Raw genomic sequence first — 15,860 nt, 5'->3', positions numbered from 1 at the left:
ACAATGTTCATAATGCGCCGCCAGGCGGCAGATCGCAAGTGGGCCTGCGCTCGCGGGCGGTAGCCTGAGCTGCGTGAAGCGATTCCGGGACCCGAGGGTTGCCGTTCTCCTCGTGGTCCTTGCCGCGTTGCTCGTTGCCGCGATCGTGCTCCCACTACCCGATGCCCAGCAGATCAGAGATTGGGCGCGTTCGGTCGGTCCGGCGTTTCCCCTGCTCTTCTTCGTCGCGCACACGGTGGTGTGTGTTCTGCCGTTCCCACGCACGGCATTCACGCTCGCGTCCGGCCTGCTCTTCGGCTCCGTGACAGGGATTCTCGTCGCGGTTTCGGCGACCACGCTGAGCGCTGCGCTCGCCTTTCTGCTCGTCCGGGCATTGGGTCGCGATGTGTTCGCCAGGCACCTGACGCACCCCGCCGTGCAGGCCGTCGACACGCGGCTGGCGAAACGCGGTTGGCTCGCCGTCGGGTCGCTCCGATTGATAGCGCCCGTGCCGTTCTCGGTCGTGAACTACTGCGCCGGTGTCTCGTCGATCAGGTTGGCGCCGTATATGTTCGCGACGCTCGTCGGTGTGATTCCAGGGACGGTCGGCGTGGTGGTCCTCGGTGACGCACTGACCGGTCGCACCAACCCTGCGCTGCTTGTGCTGTCGGGTATCTGCATAGCAATCGGCGTTGCCGGGTTGGTTGTAGACGCGCGGCTGACTACGGGTTCGGAGCCAGCGCAGGCCTGACCCTTGCCCCATGCCTCCACACAGGACTATGTTCCACAAAAATAGAACGTGTTCCAGGAGGATGGCATGACTGCGGACCATGACGTCACGGCAGAAACGAAGATGACCGTCCATCAGCGCGACCTGGGGGAGGTGGGCGAGGCTCTCGGCAGCTGGTTGGGACCGGTGCTGAACTCGTCGGGTCCGGTGTCCGTCGTCGACGTGCACCCGCCGAGCGGTGGCGGAATGTCGAGTGTGACGGTGTTTTTCACAGCGGAGTGGGACGGTCAGCGAAGGGACTTCGTCGCCCGCCTCGCCCCGGACAGTTCATCGTTTCCGGTCTTTCCGAATTACGACCTGAAGCGGCAATTCGACGTGATGGCAGCGGTCGCCGCGGCAGACGTCGTCCCGATTCCGCCGCTTGTCGGGTTCGAGCCGACCGGGGAACTGCTCGGCTCGCCGTTCATCGTCATGGGCGCCGTCAGCGGTCGGGTCCCGATCGACAACCCGCCCTACATCTTCACCGGTTGGCTACTGGAGGCAACACTCGAGCAGCGCCGCGGCCTGCAGGACGTCACCGCCGAAATCGTTGCGGCGGTCCATTCCGTACCCGTCGACTCGCTTCCGCAGCAGTTGATCGACGAAGCTGGGCCAGACCCGCTGCGTTCCCATTTCGACCGTGAGCGCGGCTATTACGCCTGGACCTACGCCGACGACGGCGTGCGGATTCCCATTCTCGAGCGCGCATTCGCGTGGCTCGAAGAACGTTGGCCTACCGACCAGGGTGACCCGGTCCTGTCGTGGGGTGATGCGCGTCCCGGAAATATCCTGTTCGACGGCTTCACGCCGGCCGCGGTGCTCGACTGGGAGATGGCGACTATCTCGCCCCGGGGTCTCGACATTGCGTGGTTCCCGATGGTGCACGCCTTCTTTCAGGACATCGCGGACATGTTCGACCAGCCGGGAATGCCGGAGTTCGCGAAGCCGGAGGAGTACGCCGCGACGTATTCGGCCGCATCCGGACACGAAATCACCGACCTGCATTGGTATCTCGTCTACGCGGCGTTGCGGCACGGCATCGTAATGGCGCGAATCAGACGGCGAATGATTCACTTCGGTGAACAGACCGTCCCCGACGACCCCGACGACTACGTCATGCACCGCGCACTGCTCGAGAGGCTGATGGCGTGAAACCCATTGCACTCGACGAATATCCGATCCATCAGGCGCCGTTGACGATGGCCCGTCCGGTCACCAGCGACCGGCACTTCTACGACAGGTGCTACCTCAACGCACACGATCGAACCGGCGATGTCTTCGTCGTCACGGGAATGGGGACCTACCCCAATCTCGGGGTGCGCGATGCGTACGCCACGGTCCGGGTCGGTGAGACGCTGCACTCGATCCGGTTCTCGGACGCTCTGGGCGAGCGCTCGCTCGACCAAGCGGTCGGCGGCTATCGCGTCGAGGTTGTGGACCCGCTCAACACGATTCGTGTCATCTGCGAGCACGACGAGCTGGGATTCGACCTCACCTGGAACGGCTCCTTCCCGGCCGTGCTCGAACAGCCGCATCTGATGCTCGGCCCGGCGCGGCCAACCCTCGACGCCGAGCGCTTCGCGCAGGTCGGCTCCTGGTCCGGAGCCCTCCACGTCGCTGGCAAGGACTACGACGTCACACCGGACACGTGGCTCGGAACGCGTGACCGGTCCTGGGGCATCCGGCCCTCCGGTGACCCCGATCCCGCAGGGATTCCGTCTACGTCGCAAGGCTTTTGGTGGCTATACGTACCTCTGCGGTTCGACGATTTTGCACTGATCGTCATCGTACAAGAACAGCCCGACGGCTACCGGACCCTCAACGACGCGTGCCGGGTCTTCGCGGACGGCCGAGTCGAACAACTCGGGTGGCCGCGCGTCGAGATCGACTATGCGACAGGCACTCGGCATCCGTTGGGAGCCAAGCTCCACCTGACCACGCCTGCAGGAGAGGCGCTCGTCGTCGAGGTCGAGACGCGCGGGTTCGTCCCGTTGCACGTCGGCTGCGGGTACGGCGGTGATCCGGAATGGAGTCACGGACAGTGGAAGGGCGCGGACTGGTCCCTGCACTCCACCTACGACCTGACGTCGGACGCCGTCAAAGGCCTTGTGCCATGGGGTGTTTCGGACCACGTCGCGCGCGCCACGTGTAACGGCGCGGAGGGGTGGGGCATGTTCGAACACGCGTCGATGGGCCGACACGATCCATCCGGATTCGCAGGTTGGTAGCCACTACTCCAGGGTCAGGGTTTCCGCCGCAGCGAGTTCCTCGGCCGACGTGTCTTTCAAAGCGACGCCGGACCTCCCGAGGCGGCGCGCACCCGCGACAAGGGCCGCAGTGATCTTGGCCGCGCGTGCGTAGTCCAATCCGTCGGGCGGATGGATGTTGGAAATGCAGTTGCGATCCGCATCCGTGCGACCTGGCTCGGGATTGTGTGTGAGGTAGATGCCAAGGCTGTCTGCAACGGACAGCCCGGGACGTTCGCCGATCAGCATGATCGTCGTGCGCACCCCCAATGCGTGCCCGATGTGATCGCCCAACGCAACACGGGCCTGAACTGCGACGACCGGTGGTGCGATGCTGAAATGCGGGCTCAACTCCATGATCAAGGCATCGAGCAGTCCAGCGCCGTGCTCGGCGAGCGCGCGCGGTGACAAGCCGTCGGCGAGGACGAAGCCGATGTCGTCCGCGGTGCGGGTCAGGGTGGTCAGGTCGGCCGGTGTGCGGCCGAGATCGGGTCGCCGCAGATACTCGCTGCGCGAGCCGGCGTTGCTGTAGACCAGGGATGGCCGGCCGATTCCCGCCTGTCCGATTCGGTCCAGCATCGCGTCGGCGTCGAAAGGGACGTGTACGGCGTCGCGTGCAGCCGCATGAGCGGCCTTGAATTCCAGCACACGCTGAGACGGAAGTGAATTTCCACTGCGCCCCAAACCTATTCGGGCTTGGGTCGACAGTCGTAGCGGAGACCACACGTCCGGGTCGCGGTTCATCGGGTGGCCGCCAGTGCAAGGAGGGGAGATGTGGCCGCATCGACGGGAACGATCCGCCCGTGCTCGTCGGCCATCCCGAGCGTCTGCAGCCACGCTTCGAACTCGGGTGCCGGCCGCAGACCGAGGACCTGGCGGACATAGAGCGCGTCGTGGAACGACAGGCTCTGATAGCCGAGCATGACGTCGTCGGCACCTGGAACTGCAATCACAAAAGCGGCACCTGCGACGCCGAGCAGCGTGAGCAGGTTGTCCATGTCGTCCTGATCGGCTTCGGCGTGATTCGTGTAGCACACGTCGACACCCATCGGCAGGCCGAGCAATTTGCCGCAGAAGTGGTCCTCGAGGCCCGCACGAATGATTTGTTTTCCGTCGTAAAGGTATTCGGGCCCGATGAACCCGACGACCGTGTTGACGAGCAGTGGATCGAGTCTGCGCGCGACAGCGTAGGCCCGCGTTTCGAGCGTCTGCTGGTCAACAGGCTTGCCGCCGGTTCCGAGGTGGGCACCTGCCGAAAGTGCCGATCCCTGACCGGTTTCCAGGTACATGACGTTGTCACCGACGGTACCCCGCTGCAGTGACCTGGTCGCTTCATTCGCCTCGAGCAACATCGGAATCGTGACGCCGAAGCTCGTATTCGCGCCCTCGGTGCCGGCGATGGACTGAAACATCAAGTCCACCGGAACATTTCGCTCGATCAGCTCCATCGTGGTCGTCACGTGGGAAAGCACGCACGACTGCATCGGGATATCGAATCGGGTGCGGATGTCGTCGAGCAGAAAAAGCAGGTCGGCTGTGGCGCGGGGTGAGTCGGTCGCAGGATTGATGCCGATCACCGCGTCACCGCAGCCCATGAGGAGACCGTCCAGCGTCGCGGCCGCGATTCCCCGGGGATCGTCGGTCGGATGGTTCGGCTGGAGCCGGGTCGCAATTCGCCCGGGCAAGCCGAGCGTGGTGCGGAACGCCGAGGTGACGCGCAATGCCCGAGCCACCGCGATCAGATCCTGGTTGCGCATGATCTTCGACACTGCCGCAACCATTTCGGGCGTCAGGCCGGCCGAGACAGCGGTCAGTGTGGTCGCTCCGCCCGGTCGAGCGGCGGTTTCCAGCAACCAGTCCCGGAATCCGCCGACGGTCAGGTGGGCGACGGGTGCGAACGCGGACCGGTCATGGCTATCCAGAATCAACCGGGTGACCGCGTCGGTTTCGTACGGAACGACCTGCTCTTCGAGAAATGTCGTCAGCGGGAGATCCGCGAGGACCCATGATGCGGCGGCACGCTCGGCATCGGATTCGGCCGCGCACCCGGCCAATTGGTCGCCGGAGCGGAGCGGCGTCGCCTTCGCCATTACCTCCACGAGCGAATCGAACGTGTAGGTCGTGCCCGAAATGTGCTGGTGGTAGCTCATCCGAGATCCGCTTCGGCGCGAGCGAGCGCCGCGAACTCTTCGTCGGGGGAGTTTGCCACGAGGTGGTGCCGGCTGTACAAGCCGAAGTAGGCCATGAAGGCGGCAAACACTGCGAGGCAGCAGATCGCGGCGGTGCTGTCGACAAGGAACGTTGCGACGACGGCGAGAGAGGCGATGACGAGCGCGAATCCGGTGGTGATCGTGCCGCCCGGCGTGCGGTAGGGCCTCTGCATCTCGGGCTCGCGGCGGCGCAGAACGATGTGGCTGATCATCATGAGCACGTAACTGACAGCGGCTCCGAACACCGCCATGTTCAGCAGCATCGCCCCCTTGCCGGTGAACGTCAGGGCGAATCCGATGACGCCCGGAACGATCAGCGCGAGAACAGGTGCCTTGCGCGAATTGGTGACCGACAACGCCCTGGGCAGGTAACCCGCACGAGAGAGCGCGAACAGCTGACGGGAATAGGCGTAGATGATCGAGAAGAAGCTGGCGATGAGTCCGGCGAGCCCGATGTAGTTGACGACCTTCGCAGCGCCGCTGTCGCCGAGCGCTTCCACGAGCGGGTTTCCGGAGGTCTGCATGGCGTCGGCACCGCCTGCACCCGTCGTCAGAACAAGGACGAGAGCACATGTGACCAGCAGAATCGACATTGCCGCAACGATTCCGCGCGGCACGTTCTTCTCCGGGTCCTTCGTCTCTTCAGCCGCGAGCGGCACACCCTCGACAGCGAGGAAGAACCAGATGGCGAATGGGATAGCCGCCCAGACGCCGAGATAGCCGTGCGGCAGGAATGCGGATGCACCCGCTGCGTCCGTGGCGGGAATGTTGGTCAGGTTCGAGAGGTCGAAGTGTGCGATTGCGGCGACCACGAACACCGCAAGACCGATCAGCGCGATCGCCGTGATCACGAACATCACCTTCAGCGCCTCACCGGCTCCGCTCAGGTGGATGCCGATGAACAGGGCATACACGGCGAGGTAGACCCACCACCCGTCGTGGATACCGAAGAGTCCCAGGGACTCGACGTAGGCGCCGATGAAAGTCGCGATGGCGGCGGGCGCAATCGCGTACTCGATGAGAATTGCTGTGCCGGTGGCGAATCCGCCCCACGGCCCCAGCGCGCGGCGAGCGAAGGTGTATCCGCCACCTGCCGCGGGCAAGGCCGACGACATCTCGGCCATGCCTAGCACCATTGCGAAGTACATCGCCGCGATGACGACCGCCGCGATTGCAAGACCGCCGAAACCGCCCTGCTCGAGGCCGAAGTTCCAGCCGGAGTAGTCGCCCGAGACGACATAGCTGACACCGAGTCCGGCGAGCAGCACCCAGCCGGCGGTGCCCTTCTTCAGTTGACGCTTGGCGAGGTAGTCGCTCGATTCGAGCGCGGATGTTTCGGTGGCGGACATGACGCGACTCCAGCTGTGGCGGTAGACGGCAGGTAAAAATCAACGATCGCAATCGAATTCGACGGCCGGAATGGGACTGCCGGGGCGGACTGATCGATCGTCCTTGTTTCGACACTAGCCCTGCGATGTGACGGCCGACATACGTCTCTGCAAAGTTTGGTGAGAAATACCCGCCCTGATTTTCTCGGCCGACGTAACGTAACGGAAACATAGCGTTCACACTTCGGAAATAAACCGGCTCGACGCTGGCAGGAACTCGGGTCGAAGACTGAAGGGTGGTGGCGATGCCGGCCTCGCCACATGAGCGTCCGCTGGTCGTCGACACCTCGCCGGTCAGCGGGTTGCCGCGGCGTCGGCTGCCGTTCGTGCCGGTCTTTGCGCAATCCGTCGCCGCCATTGCTCCCGCGGGCACCGCCGGCGTAACGCCGGCTCTCGTCATCGGGGCGGCCGGTGGCGGGGGAGCGTTCGTCGCGTTCGTGTGCGCCGCGCTCGTCACAGTTCTCGTCTCGGCGTGTATCCGTCCCATGGCACAGCGAATGGCATCGGTCGGCGGGCTGTACAGCTACGTCGCGCGCGGGCTCGGTCCGAAAGTTGCTGTTCCCACGGGGTGGTCGGCGATCGTCGGATACAGCGCCGTCGCCATGGCGGGGTTGATCGCGGTCGGTGCGTACCTCGCGCACGTCGCGGTCAGTATCGGACTCGCCGACGACACCCCCACTGCCGCAATCGTTGTCATCGCCTGCATTGCCGCGCTGACCGCGAGCCTGGTGATGATCCGGGGCATCCGGATGTCGGCGTGGGTAACGTTGGCGGTCGAATGCGTCTCCATAGCAATGGTTCTCGGGATTCTCGCGCTTCTCGCGACCACACACCGCTCGGGGGAACCTATCGAGCCGGCCCTGCGTTGGGACGGCGACTTCCAAACTCTGGCGGTCGGCGTCGTCGTCGCCGTCAGTGCGTTCGTGGGGTTCGAAAGCTCCACGGCGCTGAGTGGCGAAGCGCAGCAGCCATTCCTGTCGATACCGCGCACGATCAGGTGGACACCCGTTGCTGCAGCAGCGATCTACTTGATCGCCGTTCCGGTGCAAGCTGTCGCGCTGTATGCCGCTCCGGAGTCGGTTCGTTCCAGTTCTACACCGCTGGTCGAACTGCTCCTCTCGCAGGATTCGGCGATTCTCGCTGCAGTGCTCGACGCGGGCATCGCGGCGTCGTTCTTCGCGTGCACGCTTGCGTCGGTGAACGCGTTGGTCCGGGTGTTGTTCTGCATGGGCCGGGAAGGAGTTGCCCCCGCCGGCTTCGGGCGTCTGCATGCCCGTTACTCCACACCGGCATTCGCGATCGGCACCGCGATGGTGGTGGTGACGGCGGTGCCTGTCATTGCTCTGCTGCTCGGCGCAAGTCCCGAGGACGGCCTGCGCATGTTCCTCACGCTGAGTGCCTGCGGCTACCTCGGCAGCTACCTCGCCGCGTGCATCGCTGCTCCGGTCCTGCTGCGCCGGATCGGCGAAAGCAGCGCGTACGTCTGGGTCATCGGCACGGTCACGACGGTGGCCCTGCTGTTCCTTGCGGTAAATGCAACCGTCTCGACCGTCCGTGACGGAAACCGCATGATCGTCGTCTACGGCGCAATTCTCGTACTCGCCGCGATCTACACCGCAGTACTCGGTGTGGCGCTCCCGGAACGGCTGCGCGCGGTCGGCATCTACGACGAGACTCAGCGCGCCGACCTCCTACGCGCACCCACATTCCGATGAGCCCGCTGCGCGATCCGTCCCGGCATCACCCCACCCCTGTCTCGAACTCGCTGCGCATCATCGAAGCAATTGCCGTCCTCGGACTCGGCGTGTCCGCCAAAGAGATAGCCGCCGCGCTCCAGATGCCGACAGCGACCGCGTACCGGATGCTCAACGCGCTGGTGGCCGAGGAGTACGTCGTCCGCACGTCAGACCTGCGCGGCTTCGGACTCGGCGCGCGACTGGACGGACTGATCGTCGCGGCGTCCCAACCCGCCGTACCGTTTGCTGCTCGGTCGGCAATCGACGAGCTGCGCACCGCAGTGCGATTTGCGGTCCATGTCGTCGGCTTTCAGTCCGGAACACTGCGAATCCTCGATGCCGACCCCGACCACCCCGTCCGGGCCGAGCGGGAGCTGATTCGACACCTGCACGCCTCCGCAGCGGGCAAGGTTCTGCTCGCATACAGCCCATCATGGCGAGAGGCATTGCCCAAGAAGCTCGTCCGGTTGACAGCGAGGACCGTCGTCGATCTGAGCCTCCTGCGATCCGATCTCGAGGAAGTGCGGCGGACCGGACTCGCGAGTCAAACGGACGAACTCACCGACGAGCTGACCTGCGCCGCAGTGCCGATACTCGATTTCGACGGCACGACGCGTGGTGCGTTGTGTCTTGCGGGCCCATCGAGCCGCCGGGACGCGATTCTCACGCATGTCGACGCCGCGCGCGAGTGCGCCGCGATCCTCGGTCCATTGCTGTACTGACCCTGTAACCGAAGGGCCGCGGGTGGCGATAGGCCGTGGAGTTACGCCGGCCAAACGGGTCGGCGAACCAGGCCAGAGGCGGATCTATGAAAATGCTCAGATCGGTTACGACGCTTGCCGTGATTGCCGTACTCATGGTGCTGGCCCCCGCGGTTGCGAGCGCTAACCCGCCCAGCCCGTACCCCTACCCGTGGGCCCCCGACTGGGCCCGTCCGGCGGTCGAGGCAATCGGAATGGCGATCGGGAATTTCCTGGCGTTGTTCAGCTGAACGTGGTTGGCGGGGAAGCGCCTGCTCGTGGGGTGTGGGCGCTTCCTCTACCAAATCCGCGGCGGATCGACGCCCTCGATGACAATGTCGGCGCGACGTCTGGCGAACAACCCGACCGTGACGACGCCGGGAATCTGGTTGATCGTCTCCTCCAGGCCGACCGGATCGGTGATCTGCAGGCCGTGAACGTCGAGGATCGGGTTGCCGTTGTCGGTGGTGAATCCCGCGCGAAGGACGGGTTTTCCGCCGAGTTCGATCAGCCGGCGCTCGACAAGGCTCTGCGCCATAGGAATGACCTCGACGGGCAGCGGGAACTTGCCGAGTACGGGGACGTTCTTGCTCGGGTCGATGATGCAGACGAACTTCGCACTCGCCTCGGCGATGATCTTTTCGCGCGTTAGGGCGCCGCCACCGCCCTTGATCAGGTTCTTTCCGCCGTCGCACTCGTCGGCGCCGTCGACGTACAACGACAGCGCGCCGGTCGAGTTGAGGTCGAACACCTCGATCCCGTGGGCGCGCAGCGCCGCCGTACTCTGCTCGGAACTGGACACCGTCCCGGCAATGCGGTCCTTCACCCTCGCCAGCGCCTCGATGAAGAACGCGACGGTCGAGCCCGTGCCCACACCGACGATCATTCCGTCCTCGACGTAATCGACTGCCTTCTCGCCCGCCAGACGTTTGCCTTCGCTCATGCCTCAGATCTTGTCAGACGAACAGGTCGCGAGGTTCGCGTGTCGGGTAGATGGACGGTTGGCAAGACCTCGCACACGTTCCCGACACCTCGCACAGGTTCCAGCCGGTCGGAACCTGTGCGAAGCATCGGGAAGATGTGCGAAGTGGCCTTTCGAGCCAGTCGAACCGGTTGTAGTACCTACTGTCGCGCGGATCGAGGGTCGAATGCCCGACCGCTGCACTAACCACCACGCAATGCCCAAGCAGCGATTTCGGTGCGGTTTGCGAAGCCCAGCTTCCCGAGGATGCTCCGGACGTGGGTCTCCACCGTCCGTTCGGACAGGACGAGACGCTTCGCGATCTCTCGGTTCGACAGTGCCTCGGCGATCAGCTCGGCGACCTCGGACTCGCGCTCGGACAGCACCCGGACCGCCTTACCTGCCGAAACCAGTTGAGCCAGTAGCACATCGGCGTCGCGCAACGGACCCGGCAGATCCATTCGGCGGAACTCCTTCGCCGCGGCGTCGGCCTGAGTTCGCGCTTCGGCGATGTCGTCCGCGGCACCGAGTTCGGCGAGCGACTTCGCGAGCCCCAGTTTGCTGAGGGCGACGAAAGGACGCGCCCCGATCTTTCCCTCCATCTCGATCGCGCGGCGATAGTGCGCCACCGCGTCGGCGTGGCGACCACACACCAGCGCCATGTCGCCGAGCACCCGCGCCACTGACCCTGGACAGAACACCGCTCCGCCACCGTCGCACAGGAAGTACTCGTCGAGGTCGCGGAACTGCCGATAGACGCTGTCGGCAACCTCCGTATCGTTCAGCAGTACCGCGACCAGACCGATGTGGTGGAGGAGGCCGGCCCACCTCGGACCGAGGCTGATCGTGTCCGGCAGGGCTCTGAACTCTTCGAATTGTGCTCGCGCAGAGTCGACTTCGCCCCCAATCGCGAGATAATACGGATAGAAGATGCGGACCAGCGGAATTTGTGGCGCGGTCCGCATCAACGCGAGTCTGGCTTGATAGTCATCGACTGCGCCACGCAACACGTCGATCTGCGTCAGATAGGCGTGGTACAACCCGACCGTGGACACGTCGCCCATCTGGATCGCGACTTCCTTTGCCGCTTCGGCAGATTCGGTGGCGCTTTCGAAGTTTCCGACCAGCGCGGATCGAGCCGCGCGGCAACGATGCAGGTGCCACCATGCAACGGGCAGCCTGCGATTGATCGCGACCTGCTCGACCGCGGCCAAGGACCGATCGACGAGATCGAGGTCGCCCGTCTGAAAGCCGATGTCGATGTTCCAGACGTGCCCCCACAACGTTGCGAGGGGCGCCTGGGCAACCCACCCGACCTCGATCGCTCGCCGAGCGAGTACGCGGCGCTCGGCCAGGAACTGCGGCGACGACAGTGTCGAATGCCGCGCATGGAGACCGTCGAGAATGGCGTCGGAGTCCTCGCTCTGTTCGGCGAGTTCGAGCGCGATCGCGGACAGGTTGCGCCCGGTTTCGTTGTCGCCCGAATTGAGTGCCGACAGCGCACGCTGGGCGTGAAGTCGTGCGCGCAAGACGATTTCGTCTTCGGGAACCGACCGCAGTGCTACGTCGCAGATCCTGTCGATGGTCTCGCGCAACGGCGACGAGCCGATACCGTGCACGACGAGCGCGGCGTGGCCGACCAGGTCCGGCCTGTTACCGGCCTGAGCCAATTCAACTGTGCGGCTGACGTTGTCGATGCTCGGACCGATCCTGCCGTCGGCGAACTCGGCCCGCGCGAGGTCGAGGGTCAGCTCGGCCCGCACGCCGGGTGGGCGGTCGGTTCCGGCGACATCGAGGGCCATTTCGAGCATGCGGATCGCGTCGTCGTAGGCTGCCGATGCCATAGCCAGCCTGGCGGCTCGGCGGGCCCAGGCCATGCTCTCCTCGGCCGCCCTTGCTCCGGACGCACGTCGCCAGTGCGTAGCGACGAGGCCCGCGGTCGAATCGCCCGACTCGAGTGCGGCCAGCGTTTCGGCAACCTTGCGGTGCAACATCATCCGTTGTGACGGCGGCAGGTCGGCGTAGACAGCATCACGAATCAGCGCGTGCGCGAACGCAACCCGGTTGTCGGTCAGTTTCAGGACGCCAGCGGCGACGGCCGCGTCGAGCGCGCGGGCGACGTCGGTGCCCGACATCTCGAGTACGCCCTTCAACACTCCGAAGTCGATTTGTTCGCCGATCACGCTGGCGGCCTCCACAACCGAGCGGACCGGTTCGTCCAGTCTGCCGGCCTGCGCGAGTGCAAGCCGGCGTATCTCGGGATGTGCGGCGGGGTCGGCCAGGACCGCTGCGCCGCCTGCCATCGCGTCGACCAGCAGCCTGACGAACAGGGGATTGCCGTCTGTCCGCGTGCGCAATTCGTCTGCCATCGGCCCTGCGTCCGGCAGCGCGCGATCGAGCCAGAACCGGATGTCTGCGGTCGACAGTCCGCCGAGCCGGAGAGTGAGAACTTCGGGGACGCGCAACAATTCGGGAAGTTGTTCGGCGAGCGGGCCTTCGGATTCGTCGCGCATCGTCACGACGATCATTGGACCGGTCCGTGCCAGCTCCGTCGCAACGTGGCGCAACAGCAGCAGTGAGGTCCGGTCGGCCCAGTGCAGATCTTCGAGGACGACGAGCAAGCCCGACTCGGCCGAGGCGTCGGCGAGTGCGTCGGAGGCCTCCGCGAACATCCGGAACCGTTCCGAAAAAGAATCGCGCGATGTCGACATGTCAGTGGCGAGAGGTTCGGCCAGTTGGGGGACACGGCGGGCGAGCCGGCGCCACGGCCACAGCGCAGGCATGCCGGGATCGTCGACGGCATGGCCGTGGGCGACCGGAACTCCGTAGTCGGCAGCGATGTCGGCCAGGGCCGACGTCAACCGAGTCTTGCCGATCCCCGCGGGACCGATGACCAGGACAAGCCGACCGGACCCTGCGGCCGCCGAGACGACCGCGGCGCGTAACTGCGCCAACTCCCGATTGCGGCCGACAAGGGGTGCCTCCATGTCTCGAGTATTCCGAAGTACGTGGTGATTCAGTACTCGATTACGTGATCGCACTGATCTCCGCGGCGGCTGTAGCCGAGATTCTTGATGCAGCGAACCAATCCGACACAGAAAAGAGTCCAGGATGCACGCCCAGTTGATGTTCTTCGACGGTCCACGGACGGCGGCGCAGCTTGCTGCCGCAGATTTTGCCAACCAGGAACGAATCAAGCCTGCCACAGCCCATCTCGCGGGCTTCGTCGACGGCTACGTCCTACGCCGCGCCGACGGTTCGGAGGTCGTCGTTGTCATAGCGGACTCCGAGCAGCACCTGCTCGACGGCCAAAAGGCAATCATGGCAACGAACTTGCTGCCGGGCGAAGACGTGGCACTACTGCCCGGTCCGGACCGTATCGAGTTGTTCCCCGTCATCGACCGCTTCGGCGCTCGCGCCCAATCCTGATCCACACCGAACGATCGAACCCACACCGAAGGAATCGAAATGACCCTGTCTCAGAACGCAGTAACGACCATGCGCGTCGACACCACCCAGAGCACCGCGAGCTTTGCCGTGAAGAAGCTCGGCTTCACGGTCAAGGGCACCGTACCGATCCGCGACGGACGGGTGGAACTCGATGAGAGCGGCGCGATCATCGCCATCAGTGGAGTTGCCGACCTGAGTGCAATCGACACCGGCAACAAGCGCCGCGATATCGATCTGCGGAAGAAAAATCTGCTGGATCTCGACGCTCATCCGGCGGCGTGCTTCGAAGCCAAGACGGTCTGGCCGACCGAAGACGGTTTGCGCGTATCCGGCCGACTGGACGCTCGCGGTGCCAGTGCGAAGGTCGTGTTCAACGTAGTCCGGGAGGGCAATGTATTTCACGGCACGTGCGTCTTCGATCGGCGGGAACTCGGCGTGCGTGCGCCACGGATCCTCATCGGTCACGACATCACGATGACGATCACGGCGGCGCTGGTTCGCGAGAACTGATCGGACGGCCCTCTTTCCGCATAAGGCATGCTCAGCGGCGGTAATGTGACCGCATGCACATGCGGGGGATGGGGGGGCTGCGGAACGCCTGGTTACAGGCACCGTCGGCGCTTGCGACGCCATCGCTCATGGGGCGGATCACGGGCATGATGTTTGTCGTCGCAGGCGTCCACGGAGTGTTCTTGGTGACGATGGCCGAGGTCGACCGGTGGACACCGGTGCTGTACGGCGCAACGAGTTTCGCGGTTGTCCTCGGCTGTGCGCTTTTCCTGTGGGGCTACCGAATGTCGATGGGGCACTACGAGATTCTGGTTGCATTCGGCACGTTGACCCTCGTAATGGGAGTTTATCTGCTGGCCGACGACACTGCGGCTGTCGCGGGATCCACCTTCTTTCTATACATCGGCTGCGCCGCGGCGCTGTTTTTGCCGTGGACTCGCAACGTTCTGCAGATGGCGTTCGCGGCGACGTGCTGCTTGGTGGCGCTCGGCGCGCGTCCCGGATTGTATTGGTGGGCCGGTGTCACGCCGGCTGCTGCCACGATCATGATCGGGTGCTCGGTCGGCGTGCTCAGCCGGTTCGCATCCGACGCGAACAAGGACAGCCTCACGGGTCTGCTCAACCGCCGTGGGTTCGACCGCCAACTGGGCTATTTCCTCGCCGAGGCGGGGCGGACCAAGCGGCGACCGGTGGTGGTGCTGTTCGACCTGGACCGGTTCAAGTGGCTCAACGACGCACACGGGCACCACGCGGGCGATGCACTGCTCCGGCAGGTCGGCGATGCGTGGCGTGACGTCGTCGACGAAACGCACATTCTCGCGCGGTACGGCGGTGACGAGTTTGCGTTGCTCCTGCCTGAGTCGACCGAGGACGACGCAGTAGCGCTGAGCAAGCGGATGCGCCGCAGCATCTCGATGTCGTGCTCGGCGGGCGTGACGTCGTGGCTGCCCGGCGAGTCAGGGTCGTTGCTGGTCCGGCGCGCCGACCTCGCGCTGTACCGGGCGAAACAGGCCGGCGGCAGCGTCACGATGCTCGAATCGATGCGGCCGTCCGCGCTGGCGGCCGAGTTGCGAGAAGCTATCGCGCACAACGAAGTCGGCGTGAAATATGCCGCGATCGTTCGGCTGGACGGTGACACTTCGGCGGTAGCGCGAGACGTCGTCGGTGTCGAAGCGCTGGTCCGCTGGCGGTCCCGGATCGACCCCGCAATCACGCCGATGGAAACGATTCGGATAGCCGAGGGCAACGACCTGATTGCCGCGCTCGACAGGTTGGTCCTCGAGCGCGCCTGCGCGGAGGTCGCGGCGCTCGAGGGTGTGGCCGGGCCGCTCAACCTGCACGTGAACGTTTCGGGACGGGAACTCGCGGAGACCTCCTACGTGGCGTCGGTGCAGGACGTGCTGGCACGCACGGGTTGGCCCGCAGGGCGACTTGTCATCGAGGTTCAGGAATCGGTGCTCGATTACGACACCCCCGCGGTCATCAGGAACATGCAGGCACTGCGCGAATGCGGGGTGCGAATTGCGCTCGACGACTTCGGGAGCGGTTCTTCGTCGCTCAGCAAGCTCGAGACGCTGCCGATAGATTTCGCGAAGGTACACCGCAAGTTCGTCGGATCGATCACCCCGGAGAAGGCACCGTCGCCGCTCCTCGGTGCCATCGCCGCACTCGGTGACGCAATGGACCTGCCAGTGATCGCCAGGGGGGTGGAGAACGTAGGGCAAGCCGAGGCGCTCACAGAGCGGGGCTACCGATTTGCACAAGGTTCGTATTTCGGTGAATGCACTCCTGCTGTGGCTTTCGGCCGGTAATCGACGAACGGACGCCTACGACAATGCTTTTCGACGCGAGCACCATTGACCGCTATCGGT

The 15,860-nt window shown here is 64.8% G+C and carries 14 protein-coding genes; 9 read left to right on the top strand and 5 right to left on the bottom strand.

The features are described 5' to 3' along the window. Positions 1 to 73 precede the first annotated feature (73 nt). The 3 genes from JGU72_RS03875 to JGU72_RS03865 all read left to right on the top strand — a co-directional run bounded on the left by JGU72_RS03875 (position 74) and on the right by JGU72_RS03865 (position 2,976). Complete coding sequence (locus JGU72_RS03875; RefSeq protein WP_199682393.1) at positions 74 to 730, top strand: TVP38/TMEM64 family protein; 657 nt, start codon at positions 74 to 76, stop codon at positions 728 to 730. A 66-nt stretch (positions 731 to 796) separates the two neighbouring features. Next, on the top strand, positions 797 to 1,900 hold the full coding sequence (locus JGU72_RS03870; RefSeq protein ID WP_199682392.1) for a phosphotransferase family protein: 1,104 nt from the start codon (positions 797 to 799) through the stop codon (positions 1,898 to 1,900). Next, positions 1,897 to 2,976 (top strand): Rv3169 family protein, encoded by a 1,080-nt coding sequence (locus JGU72_RS03865; RefSeq protein WP_374101076.1) that lies wholly within the window; start codon positions 1,897 to 1,899, stop codon positions 2,974 to 2,976. Before JGU72_RS03870 ends, JGU72_RS03865 begins: the two co-directional genes overlap by 4 nt. Before the next feature lie 3 nt (positions 2,977 to 2,979). On the opposite strand, the gene eutC is transcribed toward JGU72_RS03865, so the two are convergent. From eutC to eat, 3 genes are read right to left on the bottom strand one after another with little or no spacing between them, the layout of a single operon-like run. Continuing rightward, positions 2,980 to 3,738 (bottom strand): ethanolamine ammonia-lyase subunit EutC, encoded by a 759-nt coding sequence (eutC, locus tag JGU72_RS03860; RefSeq protein ID WP_199682391.1) that lies wholly within the window; start codon positions 3,736 to 3,738, stop codon positions 2,980 to 2,982. Continuing rightward, positions 3,735 to 5,144 (bottom strand): ethanolamine ammonia-lyase subunit EutB, encoded by a 1,410-nt coding sequence (locus JGU72_RS03855; protein WP_199682390.1) that lies wholly within the window; start codon positions 5,142 to 5,144, stop codon positions 3,735 to 3,737. The genes eutC and JGU72_RS03855 overlap by 4 nt, the downstream gene beginning before the upstream one ends. Next, positions 5,141 to 6,553, bottom strand: coding sequence for an ethanolamine permease (eat, locus tag JGU72_RS03850; protein ID WP_199682389.1), 1,413 nt, complete (start codon positions 6,551 to 6,553; stop codon positions 5,141 to 5,143). Before eat ends, JGU72_RS03855 begins: the two co-directional genes overlap by 4 nt. Before the next feature lie 284 nt (positions 6,554 to 6,837). On the opposite strand from eat, the gene JGU72_RS03845 reads away from it, so the two are divergent. The 3 genes from JGU72_RS03845 to JGU72_RS03835 all read left to right on the top strand — a co-directional run bounded on the left by JGU72_RS03845 (position 6,838) and on the right by JGU72_RS03835 (position 9,319). Next, on the top strand, positions 6,838 to 8,307 hold the full coding sequence (locus JGU72_RS03845; protein WP_199682388.1) for an APC family permease: 1,470 nt from the start codon (positions 6,838 to 6,840) through the stop codon (positions 8,305 to 8,307). Further along, positions 8,304 to 9,050: an IclR family transcriptional regulator gene (locus tag JGU72_RS03840; RefSeq protein WP_199682387.1), complete on the top strand. Its 747-nt coding sequence runs from the start codon at positions 8,304 to 8,306 to the stop codon at positions 9,048 to 9,050. The genes JGU72_RS03845 and JGU72_RS03840 overlap by 4 nt, the downstream gene beginning before the upstream one ends. A gap of 86 nt (positions 9,051 to 9,136) precedes the next feature. Beyond that, positions 9,137 to 9,319: a hypothetical protein gene (locus JGU72_RS03835; RefSeq protein WP_199682386.1), complete on the top strand. Its 183-nt coding sequence runs from the start codon at positions 9,137 to 9,139 to the stop codon at positions 9,317 to 9,319. Positions 9,320 to 9,366: 47 nt separating this feature from the next. On the opposite strand, the gene rpiA is transcribed toward JGU72_RS03835, so the two are convergent. Together rpiA and JGU72_RS03825 are read right to left on the bottom strand one after the other, a co-directional pair. Further along, the gene (gene rpiA, locus JGU72_RS03830) at positions 9,367 to 10,011 is read right to left on the bottom strand and encodes a ribose-5-phosphate isomerase RpiA (protein WP_199682385.1); all 645 of its coding nucleotides are present in this window, start codon (positions 10,009 to 10,011) and stop codon (positions 9,367 to 9,369) included. Positions 10,012 to 10,232: 221 nt separating this feature from the next. Then, the gene (locus JGU72_RS03825; protein WP_199682384.1) at positions 10,233 to 13,016 is read right to left on the bottom strand and encodes an ATP-binding protein; all 2,784 of its coding nucleotides are present in this window, start codon (positions 13,014 to 13,016) and stop codon (positions 10,233 to 10,235) included. Positions 13,017 to 13,140: 124 nt separating this feature from the next. Between JGU72_RS03825 and JGU72_RS03820 the strand changes: the two genes are divergently transcribed. The 3 genes from JGU72_RS03820 to JGU72_RS03810 are packed head-to-tail and all read left to right on the top strand — an operon-like array spanning position 13,141 to position 15,800. Further along, complete coding sequence (locus JGU72_RS03820; RefSeq protein WP_199682383.1) at positions 13,141 to 13,458, top strand: hypothetical protein; 318 nt, start codon at positions 13,141 to 13,143, stop codon at positions 13,456 to 13,458. Between the two features lie 39 nt (positions 13,459 to 13,497). Beyond that, positions 13,498 to 13,989 carry a YceI family protein gene (locus JGU72_RS03815; RefSeq protein WP_199682382.1) on the top strand — a complete coding sequence of 164 codons (492 nt, stop codon included), beginning with the start codon at positions 13,498 to 13,500 and terminating at the stop codon, positions 13,987 to 13,989. Between the two features lie 53 nt (positions 13,990 to 14,042). Continuing rightward, complete coding sequence (locus JGU72_RS03810; protein ID WP_199682381.1) at positions 14,043 to 15,800, top strand: putative bifunctional diguanylate cyclase/phosphodiesterase; 1,758 nt, start codon at positions 14,043 to 14,045, stop codon at positions 15,798 to 15,800. Positions 15,801 to 15,860: the final 60 nt, after the last annotated feature.

Origin of the sequence: Antrihabitans auranticaus (assembly GCF_016481275.1) — a bacterium.
Taxonomy (GTDB): domain Bacteria; phylum Actinomycetota; class Actinomycetes; order Mycobacteriales; family Mycobacteriaceae; genus Antrihabitans.
The sequence above is the reverse complement of the archived record's forward strand: the minus strand, read 5'-3'. Positions and strand labels throughout refer to the sequence as shown.

Bases quoted from the DNA above. Each gene is read 5' to 3' on its own strand.
- JGU72_RS03870 (WP_199682392.1), top strand. From the start codon at position 797: ATGACTGCGGACCATGACGTCACGGCAGAAACGAAGATGACCGTCCAT.
- eutC (WP_199682391.1), bottom strand. From the start codon at position 3,738: ATGAACCGCGACCCGGACGTGTGGTCTCCGCTACGACTGTCGACCCAA.
- JGU72_RS03855 (WP_199682390.1), bottom strand. From the start codon at position 5,144: ATGAGCTACCACCAGCACATTTCGGGCACGACCTACACGTTCGATTCG.
- eat (WP_199682389.1), bottom strand. From the start codon at position 6,553: ATGTCCGCCACCGAAACATCCGCGCTCGAATCGAGCGACTACCTCGCC.
- JGU72_RS03845 (WP_199682388.1), top strand. From the start codon at position 6,838: ATGCCGGCCTCGCCACATGAGCGTCCGCTGGTCGTCGACACCTCGCCG.
- JGU72_RS03840 (WP_199682387.1), top strand. From the start codon at position 8,304: ATGAGCCCGCTGCGCGATCCGTCCCGGCATCACCCCACCCCTGTCTCG.
- JGU72_RS03835 (WP_199682386.1), top strand. From the start codon at position 9,137: ATGAAAATGCTCAGATCGGTTACGACGCTTGCCGTGATTGCCGTACTC.
- rpiA (WP_199682385.1), bottom strand. From the start codon at position 10,011: ATGAGCGAAGGCAAACGTCTGGCGGGCGAGAAGGCAGTCGATTACGTC.
- JGU72_RS03825 (WP_199682384.1), bottom strand. From the start codon at position 13,016: ATGGAGGCACCCCTTGTCGGCCGCAATCGGGAGTTGGCGCAGTTACGC.
- JGU72_RS03820 (WP_199682383.1), top strand. From the start codon at position 13,141: ATGCACGCCCAGTTGATGTTCTTCGACGGTCCACGGACGGCGGCGCAG.
- JGU72_RS03815 (WP_199682382.1), top strand. From the start codon at position 13,498: ATGACCCTGTCTCAGAACGCAGTAACGACCATGCGCGTCGACACCACC.
- JGU72_RS03810 (WP_199682381.1), top strand. From the start codon at position 14,043: ATGCACATGCGGGGGATGGGGGGGCTGCGGAACGCCTGGTTACAGGCA.